This is a genomic window from Acetobacteraceae bacterium, assembly GCA_039613835.1.
Taxonomy (GTDB): domain Bacteria; phylum Pseudomonadota; class Alphaproteobacteria; order Acetobacterales; family Acetobacteraceae; genus Sorlinia.
Map to the genome: position 1 here is coordinate 1,752,973 of CP154827.1, position 18,105 is coordinate 1,771,077.

General features: G+C 58.5%; 15 protein-coding genes and 2 pseudogenes. 8 read left to right on the top strand and 9 right to left on the bottom strand.

Features of this window, described 5'->3' with window-relative positions:
* Positions 1-4: 4 nt before the first annotated feature.
* Genes AAYR33_09740 through AAYR33_09750 form a run of 3 tightly spaced genes read right to left on the bottom strand, consistent with a single transcriptional unit; the run spans position 5 to position 1,620 of the window.
* Entirely contained in the window at positions 5-337 is a 333-nt protein-coding gene (locus AAYR33_09740) for a hypothetical protein (GenBank protein ID XAO71227.1), read from the bottom strand.
* Positions 309-767 carry a hypothetical protein gene (locus AAYR33_09745; GenBank protein XAO71228.1) on the bottom strand — a complete coding sequence of 153 codons (459 nt, stop codon included), beginning with the start codon at positions 765-767 and terminating at the stop codon, positions 309-311. Before AAYR33_09745 ends, AAYR33_09740 begins: the two co-directional genes overlap by 29 nt.
* Positions 718-1,620, bottom strand: coding sequence for a serine hydrolase (locus AAYR33_09750; protein XAO71229.1), 903 nt, complete (start codon positions 1,618-1,620; stop codon positions 718-720). The genes AAYR33_09745 and AAYR33_09750 overlap by 50 nt, the downstream gene beginning before the upstream one ends.
* A 103-nt stretch (positions 1,621-1,723) precedes the next feature.
* On the opposite strand from AAYR33_09750, the gene AAYR33_09755 reads away from it, so the two are divergent.
* The 4 genes and pseudogenes from AAYR33_09755 to ribF all read left to right on the top strand — a co-directional run bounded on the left by AAYR33_09755 (position 1,724) and on the right by ribF (position 4,552).
* Positions 1,724-2,428, top strand: a complete 705-nt coding sequence (locus AAYR33_09755; protein ID XAO71230.1) for a regulatory protein RecX — start codon at positions 1,724-1,726, stop codon at positions 2,426-2,428.
* Positions 2,400-2,918, top strand: a complete 519-nt coding sequence (locus AAYR33_09760) for a CHAP domain-containing protein (protein ID XAO71231.1) — start codon at positions 2,400-2,402, stop codon at positions 2,916-2,918. The genes AAYR33_09755 and AAYR33_09760 overlap by 29 nt, the downstream gene beginning before the upstream one ends.
* A gap of 89 nt (positions 2,919-3,007) precedes the next feature.
* Positions 3,008-3,196, top strand: a pseudogene (locus AAYR33_09765) (twin-arginine translocase TatA/TatE family subunit).
* Positions 3,197-3,610: 414 nt separating this feature from the next.
* A complete protein-coding gene (gene ribF, locus AAYR33_09770; protein ID XAO71232.1) occupies positions 3,611-4,552 on the top strand; it encodes a riboflavin biosynthesis protein RibF in 942 nt (313 codons plus the stop codon).
* 180 nt (positions 4,553-4,732) lie between these two features.
* Here ribF and AAYR33_09775 read toward each other — a convergent pair whose 3' ends face one another.
* Genes AAYR33_09775 through rfaD form a run of 4 tightly spaced genes read right to left on the bottom strand, consistent with a single transcriptional unit; the run spans position 4,733 to position 8,937 of the window.
* Positions 4,733-5,908, bottom strand: a complete 1,176-nt coding sequence (locus tag AAYR33_09775) for an AGE family epimerase/isomerase (protein ID XAO71233.1) — start codon at positions 5,906-5,908, stop codon at positions 4,733-4,735.
* Positions 5,901-7,364, bottom strand: coding sequence for a D-glycero-beta-D-manno-heptose 1-phosphate adenylyltransferase (gene rfaE2 / locus AAYR33_09780; protein XAO71234.1), 1,464 nt, complete (start codon positions 7,362-7,364; stop codon positions 5,901-5,903). Before rfaE2 ends, AAYR33_09775 begins: the two co-directional genes overlap by 8 nt.
* An 11-nt stretch (positions 7,365-7,375) precedes the next feature.
* Entirely contained in the window at positions 7,376-7,918 is a 543-nt protein-coding gene (locus AAYR33_09785; protein ID XAO72461.1) for an HAD family hydrolase, read from the bottom strand.
* An 11-nt stretch (positions 7,919-7,929) separates the two neighbouring features.
* Positions 7,930-8,937: an ADP-glyceromanno-heptose 6-epimerase gene (rfaD, locus tag AAYR33_09790; GenBank protein XAO71235.1), complete on the bottom strand. Its 1,008-nt coding sequence runs from the start codon at positions 8,935-8,937 to the stop codon at positions 7,930-7,932.
* A 191-nt stretch (positions 8,938-9,128) separates the two neighbouring features.
* On the opposite strand from rfaD, the gene ileS reads away from it, so the two are divergent.
* The 4 genes and pseudogenes from ileS to mutL all read left to right on the top strand — a co-directional run bounded on the left by ileS (position 9,129) and on the right by mutL (position 15,123).
* The gene (ileS, locus tag AAYR33_09795; protein XAO72462.1) at positions 9,129-12,041 is read left to right on the top strand and encodes an isoleucine--tRNA ligase; all 2,913 of its coding nucleotides are present in this window, start codon (positions 9,129-9,131) and stop codon (positions 12,039-12,041) included.
* Complete coding sequence (gene lspA, locus AAYR33_09800) at positions 12,041-12,565, top strand: signal peptidase II (GenBank protein XAO71236.1); 525 nt, start codon at positions 12,041-12,043, stop codon at positions 12,563-12,565. The genes ileS and lspA overlap by 1 nt, the downstream gene beginning before the upstream one ends.
* A 42-nt stretch (positions 12,566-12,607) precedes the next feature.
* Positions 12,608-13,147: a DUF3035 domain-containing protein gene (locus tag AAYR33_09805; GenBank protein ID XAO71237.1), complete on the top strand. Its 540-nt coding sequence runs from the start codon at positions 12,608-12,610 to the stop codon at positions 13,145-13,147.
* A pseudogene (gene mutL, locus AAYR33_09810) lies at positions 13,144-15,123 on the top strand (DNA mismatch repair endonuclease MutL). The gene AAYR33_09805 and the pseudogene mutL overlap by 4 nt, the downstream one beginning before the upstream one ends.
* A 20-nt stretch (positions 15,124-15,143) precedes the next feature.
* Here the strand turns inward: mutL and AAYR33_09815 are convergent.
* Positions 15,144-16,043, bottom strand: a complete 900-nt coding sequence (locus tag AAYR33_09815) for an EamA family transporter (protein XAO71238.1) — start codon at positions 16,041-16,043, stop codon at positions 15,144-15,146.
* Positions 16,043-18,055: a DNA topoisomerase IV subunit B gene (locus AAYR33_09820; protein XAO72463.1), complete on the bottom strand. Its 2,013-nt coding sequence runs from the start codon at positions 18,053-18,055 to the stop codon at positions 16,043-16,045. Before AAYR33_09820 ends, AAYR33_09815 begins: the two co-directional genes overlap by 1 nt.
* Positions 18,056-18,105 lie beyond the last annotated feature (50 nt).

The window sequence follows — 18,105 nt, forward strand, 5'->3', positions numbered from 1 at the left end:
GATTTCACATGCCGCGGTCAAATACTGCGTTAACGCGTCGATAACGAAGATTACGCGCCAGCCAGCACCCGACGCGGATTTCAGAAGCCGGGTGACGCACCTTCTTTTTTCGCGCATCGAGGATTTCGATTGTCCAGTCACCTGGCGGCGCATGGTCAAGGGCGCGGCGGCACGGCATCCAGAAGACATCGTCACTCAGTCGCCGGATCGGAGACACAGATCCCTTCCCGAGGAAGCCGAAGAAAGCACCGTAAAGGCCCCGCCCGTCTGCCGTGATGTCAAGCCAGGAGTCGTTCTCGGCACAATAATTAGGCGCCGCGTATGATGTCCCGATCATCCGGCCCATCGTAATCGTAAGGCTTCAAACGGCGCAGGGTGACGGACCGGCCTTCAGTGGGGCGGTGCATGATGGTCGCCTCACCCTCGGACGGAATACGGGTGCGAAAACGATCCTCCGGCATCTCATCCGGCTCAGGGCAGGTTTCCGGCGGATGAAGGTAATGGAGCATCCTGCCGGAAGGGCCGTGGAAGATCTGTGCGGCGAGCCCTGCCGCATCATCGAGGAAAACTCCGGATGGGGGCGTGTCGACCGGTGATGCGGACGCGACCCGTCGGGGCGGCGCCTCGTCAATCCCGAGTGCGGCGCGCGCAAGCCTGTGGGCCGCCCCGGAGGCGTCTGACATATGGTTGAAGAGAACGACAACAGAAAGTCGATCCTCAGGCACATGCATGCGGAAGCTGTGCCACCCCCCGCAGCCCACCGCCATGGCCGGTTGCCTTGCGGCCTTCGAACGTAAAATGCCGCAATCCGAAACCATAAGGTGCGGGCGTCCCGTCAGTGAAATGCTGCGGTTGAGATAATTGCTGATAAATGCCGCGCGGGTGATCTCGTTCACGATCAATATGCAGCTCCCACGCGATCATATCGTCGAGACTCGCCCCGATCCCCGCATCGCCCGTCCATAGAATGCGGTTTGTCGCCGGGATAAAGCCGGTCACCACGCTGCCTTCGTAACCCGTTCCGCCGTCCGGAAGGCTCGTTGTATCAGCCGCGATAAACGCATGCTCCATGCCATAACGGGAAAAAACATGATGGTGCATCAAAGACGCGTAATCGCGGTCAAGACGTCGTGCCACGATGTCGCCAATGAGGCGAAAATTCTGGTTACAATAGGAATATGACGTGTCGGGTGCGAATTGCAGCGTCTTCGTCATCATGATGTGACGCGCATCATCCTCGGAGAATAATGTGTCGGGCAGGGCACCCATGACCATGCCCATGGCCCAGTAATCGCGGAACCCGGATTGGTTGTGCGCGAGATGCGCAATTTGAGGCATAGGGTCCTCAAGTTGTGGTAAAAAATGCCGCACATCTTCATCAAGGCGGCTGAATTCCGGAAACGCGTCAACCAGAAGCGCGCAGGTGAATTGCTTGGTGATTGAGGAGATGCGGAAAGTCGTGCGCGGCGTAAACGAGATATGACGCTCAAGATTAATATAACCCCAACTCTCCCGCGCGCGGACCTGACCATCTTTGACGATGGCGATGGCACCACCGGAGCCGGGATAAAGTTCTGGCAATTGCCGGATCAGGCGTTCTTCCTTGCGATGTTGGGCCATAACTGACTGCCCTTTCGACTCTGCGACATGCGGGTTATCCTCAACTTAGCTTTTCAAGCCGTCCGCTTAAGTGTCAAGCCTGTCACGTCGGGCAGGACGCGTATTGCAGGGATTTTCGCAGCCCCATGCGCAATTCAGCGCTGGAGGGCGTTATGGAGAGGAGAGATGCGCCGATGGGAGGCTTCTGATGCGGCATGTCCGCGCTGTTGGCATGAAAGATGCGCCAGATCTGCGCGGTGTGGCGCTGCGACACCTCGCGCGTTTTGCAACGACGGAGAAACGCCTCGGTGAGGTATTGGAGCGGCGCATCAAGAGGTGGGCTGCGCGCGCTCAGTCCTCCGGGGTGGAGGATGAGGCGGTCGCGGCGGAAAGCGCGCGGCTTCACAAATCCGTGCCAGGGATTATTTCCGAGATGGTGCGCACCGGCGCTGTCAATGATCAAAATTTCAGCGCCAGCCGTGCCCGCGCCCTTTTGCGCTCCGGCCATAGCCGCCGACACGCCACGGCGTGGCTACAGAGTCACGGGGTGATGCCGCAGGATGTTGCCTCTGGAATTGAAGATGCCATGGGTGGTGCGGAAGATGGCGGGGTAAATGAGCTCGCCGCTGCCCTCATCTTCGCCCGGAAAAAGCGTCTCGGGCCTTTTACCTCACGTAAAATTGCGGCAGACGGGATGGAGAGCGGTGACCCGCGCCGCGCACTGGCCGCGTTTGCGCGGGCCGGGTTCTCTCATGGCACCGCCTGCGAGGCTTTGGCATTTTCTTATGAGGAGGCGATAGATGCTATTCTCAAATTCCGCAATATCTGAACGGGTCAATGCCTCCTCAAGGCGCCTGCGCCTTATCCCGGTTTGCACGCTGCTGATGGGGTTGCTGGCTTTAACATCCTGCGGACATCCCACCCATTTCAGTCGGTCAGATTTTGACGGAAAGCTCCAATGTGCGCCTTATGCGCGTGAGAAAACCGGCGTGGCACTGCGCGGACGGGCATCATCCTGGTGGACACAGGCGCGCGGACGCTATGCAAGGACACAGCGACCGTCCAAAAATGCGCTGCTGGTTTTCCGATCAACCTCTCGTATCCCGAGCGGACATATTTCCATCGTGCGTAAAATCGTTTCCTCACGCAAAATTCTGGTCGAACATGCGAATTGGGAGCCGGGGGCGATCGATAAAAACGTACCCGTAATCGACATTTCAAAGCGTAATAACTGGAATTTGGTGCGTGTATATTGGAAGCCGATCCATCGCATGGGCACGGGGAGATACGCGACGTACGGCTTCATCCTGCCAAATTGAAGTCGGCAGTTCTTGCACCATCAGATTGAAACGCTCATTTAGGGACATTGCGTTCGCGAGATCTTCCGAACGCGGATCGGGAGTAAGTTATGGGAAGCATGAGTCTTATTCATTGGGTGGTTGTCGTTGCCGTTGTGCTGATTTTATTTGGCGGCGGCGGCAAAATCAGCTCCATCATGGGTGATTTCGCGCGCGGGATTAAATCTTTCAAGAAGAACATGGCCGATGACGAATCCATGTCGGAAGCCGCACTGCCCGCTGGGCAGATCACGCCTCCTGCCCCCTCGGATGCAGCTTTCCTTAAAGACGCGCAGCGCGCGGATGAAGCGCCCGTGGATAGAAAGCCCGGCTGACCCCGCTATCTTATGACCGGGGCCGGGCGCTTTTAAAGGCGGATGTCGGCACCTCGCCCTCGTGATCTGACGACCTGATAAATATGGCTCATTTTTTCAGCAATAAATTTTTACGCGCGGCGCTCTGGAGCCTTCAAGGCCCGACGCCATATCTCATCATCTGGAAAATCCTTTCAGCACAGAGGGGGTGCGTACAGGTGCCGCGCGACAAATGCGGGGCGTCGCGTTTGACGACGGGAGACATCATGTATGGGGTGGTGTGTGCGCCAACGGCACACGGTTTTGCGGTGGGCTCATGACGGTCAGCATGCGCGGCGTAAATCTCTGGAGGTTGGTAGGGTGTCGATAACAGAATGGTGTAACGTGCTCCCTCATTCACGCGGGGCGGCGGTCGCACTAGGCAATTTTGACGGTGTTCATCGCGGGCATGTCCATTTGCTTGAAACACTTCATGGTGCCCGGCCGGACCTACCTTTGAGTGCCGTCACTTTTGAACCCCATCCCCGGGAGTTTTTCCGCCCGCAAGATCCGCCGATGCGTCTCATGGTCCCCGATGTTCGCGCGCGCTTCCTGCGGCAGCATCACGTCACCCATATTTTCCAGATGTCGTTTAATGAGGCATTTTCCCATATTCATCCGCACGCCTTCGTTGATGATATTTTGTGCGACGGGCTGGGCGTGCAGCATGTCGCCTGCGGGCCGGATTTCGCCTTCGGTCATCGTCGAACGGGTGACGTGCCGATGTTGGGGCAGTGGCTGGAGGCGCGAGGTGTCGGCCTGACGATTGTTAACCCGCTGGCGGATCGTGGTGGCCCCCTCTCATCCTCCCGCATCCGCCGCCTGCTGCGGGAAGGCTCCCCCGAAAAAGCGGAGGAGGAATTGGGCCGACCGTGGTTCATCTCAGGAACCGTCATAGAAGGCGATAAACGCGGGCGGCAGATTGGTTTCCCCACAGCCAATATCGCCCTTGGTCAGCATTTGGAGCCGGCCCGGGGCGTTTACGCCGTGACCATCGCGCGCCCGGACGTGGCGGATGCGCCAATCTGGGCCGGCGTCGCCAATCTCGGCCGCCGCCCGACGATCAATGATGGGCGCGTTTCTCAGCTGGAAGTGCATGTTTTCGACTTTGATGGTGATCTCTACGGGCAAACGCTTGAGGTGAGCTTTCACACACTTTTGCGGGAGGAACGCAAATTCGAAAATTTCGCGGCCCTCGCCGCGCAGATTGGGCGCGATGCCGAGACGGCGCGGGCCTTTCTCACCGCACGGGGCTTTGCATGATAATCCAGGCGCGGGCGGATAATTGCCGCGTTGAAGGGTGAGACAATCTGGCACTTCGGGAGCGCGCCCGTACGTCAAGAATATGCCCTCAAGGCGCTGTTCCGCCGTCATCAGTTATGTAATCACCTGCATCCCGGACAGATAAACCTGACGCGCCATCAAATGACGTGATTTATCGGTTCAACAAGCCGTCGCGGCGCCATAAATATGGTAAAGTGAGCTCGCGGGCATGTGATCAACACAGCCTGACCCGTCTTCCCGAACACGGTCGATCCAGCCGCCTCCAGCTGTGCCGATTGTGAAGCGCGAAAAGAAAAGATCCGTCACATTTTGCATCGACGACTCAATTTTTGCGCGTTCACTGGCGTCCTGCGCGGCGTCATGTCGTAGATCCGCCAGCAGGCGGTAATATTCTGTTTGCGGCCAGATGCGCATAGTTCGCATCAGAGGGACGCCTGTTTCACTGATGGCGTCAACAACGCCGCCATCCTGAAGTCCGAAACGTTGCCCCGCCTCGAAAAGCCGTGCGGCGGCGTCCTCAATCGGGCGACGTAAGGCAGCATCGCGCGTCAGGCGCGCATAATTGCGTAAAAGCCAGGACCACTCAAAAACATGTCCCGGCTCAATGCGATTTTTACCCTCTGCTTGGAGAGGCTGCCAGGAAGCGTCAAAATATTCCCGGATCATGCCGGTTGAGGGGTCAATCAAACGTGTCAGAGCCAGTCGCGCCAGTTTTTCCGCCTGATTTTGAAAATCCGGATGTTCAGCGTAAGGCATCCACACCAGGCAGGCTTCAAAAAGATGCATGATCGGGTCCTGACCGCGCACATCATCTTTCCCGGGGGAAATACCCCGCAGACCGTCACCTGCATCCGCGAAAATAAGGCGGACGTCACGGAGGGTTTCCCGTGCTTTCCGGTAATAAGCGGCGACGTCGCTTAATCGAAAGGCCCAGTGATAGGCGTAAATGATGAAGGCGTGGGCATAAAGGTCCCGCTTCGTGTCAAGCGCTTCAAGCGTTGGAGAGATGGAGAAGATCCAGCCCGCTTCGCCATCCCGGCGATGATAAAGGCGCTCAATCGTTGCAAGGCCATCCAAAGCGTCTTCCCCGCCGCCGTAAAGACCCTCGACAGCGGCACGGCAGTAAGTGGCGATCTGGCGTGCCTGCACCATAAGTCGCAGCGCCGGTACGGCTTGCGGCGCGGCTGAAAATGTCAGGCGCTCATGAAAAAGGGAGGTTGTCCGGTTAAATCCGTCCTGCGCCCAAAGCGGCAATGCCTGCCCGACGAGCCATTCCTGCCACTTCAGGCCGGAACGATGCCGCGCAGGCGCCGCGCCGCAGGACGTTTCAGTCATCAGAATGGCGGCTTTTCTGGACGGATTGACCCGAGCGCGCGATGAGATCGGTGGTGGAGCACCCTTCGATGATTTTGGCCAGAACGACATGGCCACCATAGGACTTCACAAAATCGCCGCCCACGACCTCGTCCTCCCGGTAATCCGCCCCTTTGATGATCGTATCCGGCCTTAGCGTCTCAATCAGTCTCCGGGGCGTATCTTCATCGAAAATGACGACGAGATCCACATCGCGCAAAGCGCTCATGACCGCGGCGCGCGCCTCCTGCGACTGGACAGGCCGCGTCGCGCCTTTCAACCTTTTGATCGAGTCATCACTGTTGAGCCCGACGACCAGCTTATCTCCCTCCATGGAAGCCGCGCGGATCAACGCGATGTGGCCGGGGTGCAGCAGGTCGAAACATCCATTTGTGAAGGCGATACGTGCCCCATGTAAACGCCAGTCCTCCACCACGCCGCGCGCGGTCACGAAATCGGCCACGCCGTCAAAGCCAAGCGTGTCCGCGATGAGTTTCTGATTAAGCTCCCGCCGTGACACCACGGAGGTGCCGAGTTTGCTCACGGCGATGGAGGCGGCCGCCGTTGCGATGACAGTAGCTGTTTCGAGATCATGCCCGGCGGAAAGCACCGCCGCTACAGCCGCCAGCACCGTATCGCCCGCGCCGGATACGTCGAATACCTCCGACTTATAGGCGGCTTCATGCCGGATGACGCCATTACGCTGCCAGAGTGTCATGCCCTTCTCAGAACGGGTAAGAAGGACATCACCCCCGAATTGCGCCGAAATCACCGCCGCCGCGCACTCAACATCCGCATCGCTTTGCAACTCGGTCAGTCCCGCCGCCGCCGCGGCTTCATGGCTGTTGGGCGTGACAAGTGTTGCGCCGCGATAGGCTGAGAAATCGACGCGTTTCGGGTCAATAATCACCGGGATGCCGCGCGCCTGCGCCGCCGCAATAATGGCGCGCAGGACGCGATCCGTCAGCACACCTTTGGCGTAATCAGAGCAGACGAGGATATCCGCATTGTTCAGCGCCGCGCTTGTCCGTTTGATCAAATCATCCTGCGTCCCGTCGGAGAAAGTGACGACGCGCTCATCATCAATGCGCACGAGCTGATGCTGTCCGCTTAGCACCCTTGTTTTACTGATGGTGGACCAGCCTGCTTCCGTCACGAGTTGCGTTGTGTCGATATCACTATTGACACGCAGCACGTCCCGCAGATTTTCGGCATTCTCATCATCCCCTACAACGCCGATGAGGGTGATTTGACATCCCAGGGCGGCGGCATTGGCCGCGACATTGGCGGTGCCCCCCGCAATGGATGCGCAACCGGAACGCAGAAGCACAGGGACCGGTGCTTCAGGTGAAAGGCGTTTAACGGCGCCTGAAATATAGCGGTCGACCATGACGTCGCCGACAACAACCAGACGCCCGAAATGATAATTATCAATCATCGCTGCCTCTTCTAACCTTGTTGCCGAACCACGTCCAGAGCGCGTAAAAACGCGTCAAGGTCCGCACCATCAAAAAGGTAACCGGCGATCCCCGCACGTCGGGCGGCCTCAATATCCGTCTGACGGTCACCGATAAGAAAGCTGCGCGCGCGATCCAGATCAAATTGCGCGATGGCTTTGTTGAGCATCCCCGGGGCGGGCTTACGATCAGGGTGGTGACGGCGATATTGCGGCAGGCTGGCGTCAGGGTGGTAGAGGCAATAGAAGAACCCATCAATATGCGCGCCATCTTCGTTAAGCCGTGCCTGTATGGCGGCGTGGAAATCCTCAACCGCGCCCGGCGTAAAATAGCCGCGCGCCACGCCCGACTGATTGGTCACGACGATGACGGCATAGCCAGCCTGATTGAGGCGCCCAATGGCGCGGATAGCGCCGGGGATGAAGACGAGATCCTCAATGCGATGAGTGTAACCCGTGTCCCGATTAATAACTCCGTCCCGATCCAGAAAAGCCCCCCGGGCGCTGGCGATGATGTCGCTGATCTGATCCGTCAGGCGGTATCGCGTTAAAGTGCGTTATGTGCGTCATGGAGGTGTCGCACATAACGTTGCACACCTTCCGTGACGGACGTGAAGACGTGGTCGCACCCGATGCGGCGCAGAGCGGTTAAGTCAGCGCGGGTGAAGCACTGATATTTCCCCTTCAGGCTTTCCGGAAAAGAAATGTACTCAATGAGGCCAGACCGGACCAGCGCGTCGAGGCTCATCGGTTCTTTGCCGCTGATCTGCAACATTGTGTTGACGACGGAGGCCGCGACATCATTGAAAGGGCGCGCCTCGCCTGAGCCGAGATTGAACACGCCGCTTTTTTCCGGATGGTCAAAAAACCACAGATTGACGGCGACAGCGTCTTCCACAAACAGGAAATCCCGCTTCTGCTCACCCGCCGCGCAATCCCCATAGGCGCCGAAGAGTCTGACGCGCTCATCCGAGATGAATTGTTGATAATTGTGATAGGCAACCGAGGCCATCCGGCCTTTATGCTGTTCATGCGGGCCATAAACATTGAAATACCTTAAACCGACAAGCTGCGCCCGTCTCCCTGGGAGTGATTTGCGCACGATGCGGTCAAAAAGCAGCTTGGAATAGCCATAGACATTCAGAGGCTTCTCAAAAACCGGGTCTTCAGAAAACTCTGTTGACACGCCATAGGTCGCGGCGCTGGAGGCATAAATGAGGCGTGTCTCCGTCATGCCGCATCTTTCAAGAAGCAGGCGGCTTGTCTCATAATTATTGGCCACCATGTAGCTTCCATCATGCTCCATCGTGTCCGAGCACGCGCCTTGATGGAAAATGGCTTTCGCATCATCAAACTCTCCCGTCCGAAAACGGGTGTAGAAACCCTTTTTGTCGATGAAATCGGAGAGATCGAGCGAAAGGAGGTTTTGGAACTTCTCACCGCGCTTCAGATGATCAACGGCGATCACATCCTTATAGCCGCGTGCATTGAGCGCCCTGACAAGGTTGCTGCCAATAAAGCCCGCCGCGCCGGTGACAATGATGCGATTCGACATGATATCTCCAGAAATACAGCCCGACATTCACCCGCGATCTTAACCGGCGCACGAAAGGTTTTACAATGATGGCGATCCGGATGCGTTGACGAGACCCGCAGGACGCGCCCCGTTACAAGAACGGGCTTGACCGCAACCGTCCCGATTGCGCATAGATGAGCGCTCTTTTCCCTGCCCGAATGACGATCATCATGCGCGAAAATCAGAACAGCTCATCATCTGGGCACGACCTGAAAGACCAGTATCGCGACACTGTCTTTTTGCCGCGGACCAGCTTCGCCATGCGCGGTAACCTCCCGACGCGTGAGCCGGAATTGCTGGCCCAATGGGAGAAATCCAGGCTTGATGCCCGTATTGCCGCCGGACATGCGGGGAAAGACGTCTTCACACTCCATGACGGCCCGCCTTACGCGAACGGGCATCTCCATATCGGCCATGCGCTGAACAAGATCAACAAGGATATCATCAATCGCGCGCAACGAATGTCCGGCAGGGATGTCCGTTATATTCCCGGCTGGGACTGCCATGGTCTGCCGATTGAATGGCGGGTTGAGGAAGAATATCGTAAATCGGGCCGCCATAAGGAGGATGTGCCGATCATCCAGTTCCGGGCGGAATGTCGCGAATATGCACGGCACTGGCTTGAGGTACAGTCAAAGGAATTTCAGAGGCTGGGCGTGCAGGGGGAGTGGGCAAACCGCTACGCCACCATGGATTTCGCCTCTGAAGCGGCCATCGTGGGAGAAATCGGTAAATTCCTGCTGAATGGCGCGCTTTACCGGGCGCTAAGGCCTGTCATGTGGAGCCCTGTTGAGAAAACCGCGCTCGCCGAGGCCGAGATCGAATATCACGACATCACCTCCGCCGCAGTTTACGTCGCTTTCCCGGTCATCCACGACCCCACCCCCCACCGGGAATTGCTGGAGACAGCATGTGTCATCTGGACGACCACACCCTGGACAATCCCCGCCAACCGCGCGATCGCCTTTGGACGTGACATTGATTATGTCGTCATCTCAGTCGTTGCGCGCGCTGAGGATAGTCTGGTCGTGCCCGGGCAGAAACTCCTCATCGCGGAAGCACGTCTCGAGGATTTCAGCCGTCAGGCCGGCATCATCGAATATAAAATTGATCGGTATGTAGCTGGGGAATTGCTGGAGGGCGTCATTTGCGCGCATCCCCTGCATGGGCAAGGTTATGATTTTGACGTGCCTCTGCTATCCGCTGATTACGTCACGACAGATGCGGGGACGGGGCTCGTCCATACAGCACCGGCCCATGGCGTGGATGATTATCAGCTCGGCCGTCGCTTCGGGCTGGAAGTGACGGAATACGTCCAGGATGACGGCACTTACGCCCCGAATGTGCCGCTTTTTGCTGGGCAACACGTCTTTAAGGCCGCAGGCCCCGTTTGCACGGCCCTATCTCGCGTCATGCGAAAATCCATCACCGCCCATGCTGTGCCGGCCGGTCTGGTGGCGCAGCACTCGATTGAGCATAGTTACCCCCATTCCTGGCGCTCCCGCAAGCCGATCATCTTCCGGGCGACGCCGCAATGGTTTATCCAGATGGATGGCGACACGAAGCTCCGTGAGCGCGCGCTTCAGGCGTTGCAGGATGTGACCTTTGTCCCCGCCGCCGCGCGCAACCGCCTCACCTCCATGGTGGCGCAGCGCCCGGATTGGTGCATCAGCCGTCAGCGCGCCTGGGGCGTGCCCATTGCTGTCTTTGTTGAAAAGAAAACGGGCGAGGTGCTGCGGGACGCGGCGGTGATGGCGCGCATCGTCGCGGCGTTCGAGCAATATGGCGCGGATATCTGGTACACGGAACCGGCTTCGACCTTCCTCGGGCCGGAGCGGGATCCGGCTCTCTACGAGCAGGTTTTTGATATTGTCGATGTATGGTTTGAAAGCGGGTCCACCCATAGTTTCGTGCTGAAAGGCCAGCGCCTGAACGCCCCGGCAGATCTCTACCTTGAAGGCTCGGATCAGCATCGTGGCTGGTTTCAGTCTTCCCTGCTGGAAAGTGTCGGCACGACGGGACATGCGCCTTTCAAAACTTTGGTGACGAATGGCTTTGTTCTGGATGAGCAGGGACGTAAAATGTCCAAATCTCTGGGCAATGTCGTCGCGCCGGATGAAGTGACGCAATCCCTCGGGGCGGATATTCTGCGGTTATGGGTCGCGAATTCCGACAGTCATGAGGACCTTCGGATTGGTAAGGAGATCCTGAAGCAGCAGGGCGAACTTTACCGACGTCTGCGCAATACGTTGCGATGGGTGCTTGGCGCGTTCGATGGATTTACAGAAAAAGAGAAGCAGGATTACGCGGACCTGCCTGATCTGGAGCGCTATATCCTCCACCGTCTGAGTGAAGTGCATGATGTGCTGGCCAATGCCGTGCGCACCCATCATTGGGTGGGTGTCTACCCTTTCCTCCATCAATTCTGCGCCAATGACCTGTCGGCATTTTATTTCGATATCCGCAAAGATGTCATTTATTGCGATGCCGCCGCCTCCCCCCGCCGTCGCGCGGCGCGGACAGTGCTCGACATCCTGCACCGCGCCCTCTCAACGTGGCTCGCGCCGGTCCTTGTCTTTACGGCCGAAGAGGCATGGACGGCCCGTTTCGGCAGCAAAGAGTCCGTGCATCTCCAGAATTTCTTTAAGCCGGATGCGTCATGGTACGATGAAAAATTGGGCGCGTGCTGGAGCAAATTACGCGGTCTACGGCGCGTCATCACGTCGGAGCTTGAAGTGGCGCGGCGTGACGGGTTGATCCTTTCCTCCCTGGAAGCGCGCATCAACCTGCCCCTGACGCCGCAGGAGGACGCGGTTTTCGGTGAAGTCGACTGGAGCGAGCTGGCCATCGTCTCTGAAGTGGAAATCATGATCCAGATGAATGCCGCACCGATTTATCTGGATGCAACGGACGAGGCGCCTGCCTTGGATGGCGTGACGGAGCAACATGGCATCCCCACAATCAGCGTGGCGCGCGGCGAAAAATGTGCGCGATGCTGGCGCGTGCTGCCTGAAGTCGGCACGGACACGCATCACCCGCATTTGTGCCTGCGATGTACCGACGTAGTGACTGGGGCCGCCTGATGTCCGGATTGTTGCCGATACAGCAAAATGCGACGACGGAGCGTCATGTCCTGGGCGGTGCCGTGGCGGGGTTGATCATCCTCCTCGCTGATCAGGCCAGTAAATACTGGATTCTCTATATTTACCACCTGCCTGAGAAGATCTCCGTGCCCATCCTGTCATGGTTCAACCTGACGATGGTGTGGAACAGGGCCGTGACGTTCGGCATGTTTGGCGGGTTGGGGAAGTGGGCGCCGTGGATTTTCAGTTCCCTTGCGCTTCTGACTGCGGCCGTCCTTATTTACGTGATGATGACGATACCACGCCGCCTTGTCGCGATCGCCGCAGGGATGATCGCGGGCGGCGCCATTGGCAACGTGATGGACCGATTGCGCCTGGGCGCGGTTGTGGACTTCATCCATTTGCATGCTGGGGGATGGAATTGGTTTGTTTTCAACATTGCAGATATGGCCATTGATGTCGGTGTTGCGTTATGGATTCTGGACCGCTTAATTTTAGATCGACAGGCACGATGCGATGCTTGAATCCCTTGTCGAGTCACAGGCTAACGCGTAAGGTTTGACACGATGGCAAAGCAAATGATCCTCCGCGTGCAACGCTTCGTTGCTGTTTCTGGTGTGCTGGTGGCGTTACCGGGCTGTTCCGGCTCTGAGCTGTCACGTGCCTTCGGGCTGGAGCGCTCAATGCCGGATGAATATACCGTCACGACGCAGCCGCCCCTTTCCATGCCGCCAGGGAGTGATCTCAACCTACCTGGAGAGGGCGGGCGCAAGCTCAATGACTCGGCCAGTATGCAGGCGCTTGAGATGCTGGCGCCTGAAATGGCGTTACGCCGTGGCGTCAGTCAGGGTAGTGCCGGGCAGCGTGATCTCGTCAAAAATCTGGATGAGGCGGCGTCCAACCCGCAGGCGGGGCAGGAATTGCAGGGCTATAATGGTGACCTTGCGGATCAGATCCTCTTCTGGAAGGGTCGGCCACAGGACGCCGTTGTTGATGGAGAGGCTGAAAACCGCCGTATTCGGGACGCGTCAGCTATGGGGCGCAATCCGGCAAAGGGGGTGACCCGCGTCAAACCGTCCTCCAAGGGATTTCTTGGCGTCTTCTGAGGTCGCAACGGTATGACGCCCCATCCGCGCCGAACCGCCCTCAGATCTGCCGCCTCTCCAATCATGTGATGGACCTGATCGCCGCAGGTGAGGTGATTGAACGACCCGCCGCGGCGCTTAAAGAGCTCGTTGAAAACGCGGTTGATTCCGGCGCGACGGAAGTCCAGGTCGCTCTCAATGGTGGCGGGGCGGACCGCATTGAAGTGCAGGATAATGGCTGTGGTATGACGGCAGATGACATGACTCTGGCCCTTGAACGTCATTGCACTTCCAAATTATCGGACGGCAATCTCTCACATATCCGCACGCTTGGTTTCCGCGGGGAGGCCCTGCCGTCCATCGGTGCGAGTGCACGGTTTTTGATTGTGTCGTGTGTCCCGGATGCGGATACGGCCTGGGCCATCTGGGTTGAAGGCGGCCAGATCACCCCGCCCGCCCCCGCAGCCGGGACTTTCGGCACGCGTGCCGTGGTAGAGGATTTGTTTTTCGCGACCCCCGCCCGGCGGAAATTCCTCAAATCTGCAAGAGTGGAAAGCGGCCATGCTGAGGCGGTGATGCGCCGCATCGCGCTGTCAACGCCGCATTGCGCCATCAAATTCAGTCTCGATAACCGTGTCATTATCGACCTGCCCACGCAATCGGCTGAAGCGCGCGCGAAAGCCATTCTGGGCGAAAGTGAGGGGCTTTGCGTCCTGTATGAGCAGCGTGATGCGATGCATCTCAGCGGCTTCATCTGCGGTCCCGCCGCCACGCGAGCGACGGCTTCCGGGCAGTTCATGTCCGTCAATGGCCGTGCCGTGAATGACCCGCTTCTTAAAACGGCGATCCGCGTCGCTTATCGGCCGCTGATTGAGGCCGGGCGCTTTCCCATCCTCGCATTATCTCTGGACCTTCCGTCTGAGGAAGTGGACGTCAATGTCCATCCCGCGAAAACGGAATAGAGATTTGCGCGGGAGGAGGAGGTGCGGTCTTTTGTTATTGGTGCTCTCCAACGCGCTGTGGGTTTGGGGGCCGGGCAATCCGGCCATCATGCCCAGTTGCGGGGGGCGTCCGACGTACGCTACCCGCAGGATAAGATGCCGCGCCCGGATGGCCCACTTGGAGAGGGCGCCGCATCGCACCGCCTTGACCCGATGCCCTATCAGGGTCGACTCGGCATGGCGCACCATGAAAGCCCCGCGCGCGCCCTCCGTTACCCCACGCCGCCGGGCGATGTCGGGACAGTGATGACGCCCTTAACCGTTGCGGATATTGAAGCGCAACTCGCGAGCGGCAGCATCCGGTCGGGCGGTATGTCGGATGGCAATGAGGGTTTCCGCCCGTCAGCGCGGGTGCTTCCCCACCCGAAGGATGCCACGCCCGAGGATAATGTCGCACCGCACCCGCTCGGTGCGCCGGTGGCGCAGGTTCTCGACACATATATCATCGCCGTGGCGGATGATGGGGATCTCGTCCTCGTGGATCAACATGCTGCGCATGAACGCCTGACGCATGAGCACCTCCTCCGCCAATGGTCGGAGGAGCAGATCAGGACGCAGCGCCTCCCCCTGCCGAAAATCATCTCCCTTTCCACGCCTCAACTCGATGCCATGATGTCTTACACGGAATCTCTGGCGCGTCTCGGGCTAGAAATTGATCGTTTCGGGGTGGACGGCCTTGTCCTGAGAACCATTCCGGTGCTGCTGCAAGGTTCGGACGCTGCGGGGCTGATCCGCGATCTGTCCGAGGAGTTGACGGATGACGCGCTGGCGACGCCGGGAGAGGCCGTCGCGATTGAACGCAGGATCGATGCGGTGATCGCAAGAATGGCGTGTCACGGGAGTGTTCGGTCAGGCCGTCGTCTTCATGCTGAAGAAATGTCCGCGCTTCTACGGCAGATGGAGGCCGCACCCCGCGCTAATACCTGCTCCCACGGGCGTCCAACCTGGCTGAAGCTCAGTAAGAATGAAATTGAACGCCTCTTCGGTCGGCGGTAAGGCGCAGCTGAACTTTCGTCCTATTTTTTCGCGCCGGACGGTGATTTGCCCTTCCGGAACAGGACATTACCCGCTGAAGCGCCCATCACGCAGATAATGCCCATCCATTGGGAGAGGTAAAGAGCCTCCCCGAGGAATATAATCCCGGAAAAACTGCCGAACGCTGGTTCCAGGCTCAAAAGAATGCCCAGTTCACGCGGGTTGAGGCGACGCATCGTGATGATTTCCAGCAAATAAGGGATCGCGGAGGAAAGCACGGCGATCCATATCGCGGTCAGGCTTGCTGAAGGGTTGGCGTAAGCCGTAGGGAGGGCGATCACGAAGCAGGGCAGGAGGAGGATACCGGCGAAGCTCATGCCAATCGCCGCGGCCTGCGCGCCGGGCACGGCTTTACTGACGCGCGTCCCGGCGAGAAGGTAAATAATCCAACCGACAGCGCTGCATAAGGCGGCGGCGACACCGATCGGGTCGACATTATGGAAGGACCTATCAGGCCGGAGGATCAGGAAGAGGCCGATCATGACGATCAACGCCCAGAATATATCCATCCAACGCCGTGAGCCAAACAGAGCCAGTGAAAGCGGACCGATAAATTCGATTGTGACGGCGAGGCCCAAAGCCATCCGGCTAAGCGCGATGTAGAAAAAGAGGTTCATCATCGCCATGGCCGCGCCATAAGGAATGAAGAGCCTGATATTGGCGCGGGTCAGATATTCAACGCGCGGCCGCACCAGGATGAGAAGCATGACAGACGCCAGGCAGACGCGAAGCCCCACCATTTGCTCGGCGGAAAATGTGCCAAAAAGATTTTTGGCCATCGCCGCGCCGATCTCGAAAGATGACATTCCGGTAACAAGGGCGAGTACAGCCTGTACACGTGACCATCCCCGTGACTTCTGACCGAAACGCAGGAGGCGCATCAGATATCAAGCATCTCAACGGAACGCGCACGCTCCTGAATAAATTGAAAGCGCAGCTCCGGCTTCCGTCCCATAAGGCTCTCCACCTGATTGCGAGTCAGAGACTCGTCTTCCCGTGGGACAATGACACGAAGCATTGTGCGGTGGCGAGGGTCCATTGTTGTTTTTTTAAGATCGTTCACCGGCATTTCACCGAGACCTTTAAAGCGGGAAATTTCAACGCGCGCATTTGGTTTAAAATCCCGCTTGATGCATCGATCTCGATCATCATCATTCATCGCATAAACGGTCTTGGGGCCATGTGTCAGGCGGTAAAGCGGCGGTTGCGCAAGGTAAAGATGGCCGCCTTCGATCAGGCGGGGCATTTCGCGGTAGAAGAAAGTCATCAGGAGGGAGGCGATATGCGCGCCATCGACGTCGGCATCCGTCATGATGATGACACGGCCATAACGCAGCTTTCCCGAATCAAACTGTCCGCCGATCCCGGCGCCGAGGGCTTCAACGAGGTCTTTCAATTCCTGATTGGCGCGCAGTTTTTCGGCCGTGGCGGAGGCGACATTCAGAATTTTGCCGCGCAATGGCAATACGGCCTGGGTTTCACGGTCCCGCGCCTGACGGGCGGACCCACCGGCGGAATCTCCTTCGACGAGGAAGATCTCGGTCTCCGCTGCGTTCTCCCGCGTGCAATCCGTCAATTTGCCGGGAAGACGCAGGCGACGCGTCGCGCTTTTGCGCAGCGTGTCCCGGTTTTCTTTCCGTCGAAGCCGGTCTTCAGCCCGCTCAACAATCGCGGTGAGGAGTTGATCTGCCTGTGCCGGGTTACCGCCCAGCCAATAGTCAATCCGGTCGCGTAACGCCCCCTCAACGAGGCGCGCGGCCTCCTGCGTTGTCAATTTCTCTTTCGTCTGACCCTGAAAATGCGGGTTACGGATGAAGGCGGAGAGCTTGCTGGCGACCATGCCCATAATGTCATCGGCTGTGATCACGCCAGCGCGTTTCATCGCGCGCTGCTCACCCCAATGGCGGAAGCCCTTCAGGAGCGCGGCGCGGAGGCCGATCTCATGCGTGCCGCCCTGAGGGGTCGGGATGGTGTTACAGAAGGACGCGATGGCGGCCGAACCGCGAGAGATAAAAGCGATCGCCCACTCAACCCGGCCACTTTCCTCCCCATTGGCGGATTTCGGGAGTTGCGCCTCGCCCGCCCATAACGGGGCCAGCAGCGTTTCCGGCGCTTCAAGCTCCGTAACGAGACTGTCCGCCAGACCATTCGGGAAATGGATGATGTCCGTCTCCGGCGTGTCGTCCCCTTTTCTGATGGTTTCCGCAGCTACCTTCCAATGGATCGTGACATTGCGGAAAAGCGACGCTTTTGACCGGCAGAGGCGATAAAGCCGATCGGCTGAGAAACCAAGATTGCCGAAAATCTGAGGATCCGGCGTGAAACGCACCGCGGTGCCGCTGCGCCCCGACGCCTTGCCGATTTTCTCAAGCGCTGACTGGGGGACGCCCCGCGCATAGACCTGCCGCCAGAGAGCACGGTCCCGCGTGACGTCCACTTGCAGAAAGGAGGAAAGCGCATTGACGACGGATGAGCCGACACCGTGTAAACCTCCCGATGTCTGATAGGCTTTGCCCGAAAATTTACCCCCGGCATGGAGGGTTGTGAAAATCACCTCCAAAGCGGAGCGATCCTTGAATTTCGGATGGGCATCGACGGGGATGCCGCGCCCATTATCGCGCACGTAAAGCGTATCGGCGCTTTCGAGACTGACCTCAATCACGTCGGCAAAACCGGCGACAGCTTCATCCATCGCATTATCGATGATCTCGGAGGCCAGATGGTGATAGGCCGTGTCATCCGTGCCGCCAATATACATGCCGGGGCGCCGGCGCACAGGCTCCAGCCCCTCCAGCACTTCAATCTGTGCGGCGTTATAGGCGCTCGCCGCCTTATTGGCGCGATCACGTTTCGGGCGCTCAGGGCTTTGACCAGGGAAGAGATCGTCGCTCATCATCGTGCTTCGGCGTTGGGGCGTTGCATGTCAGGGCGCGCGGCCGGTCT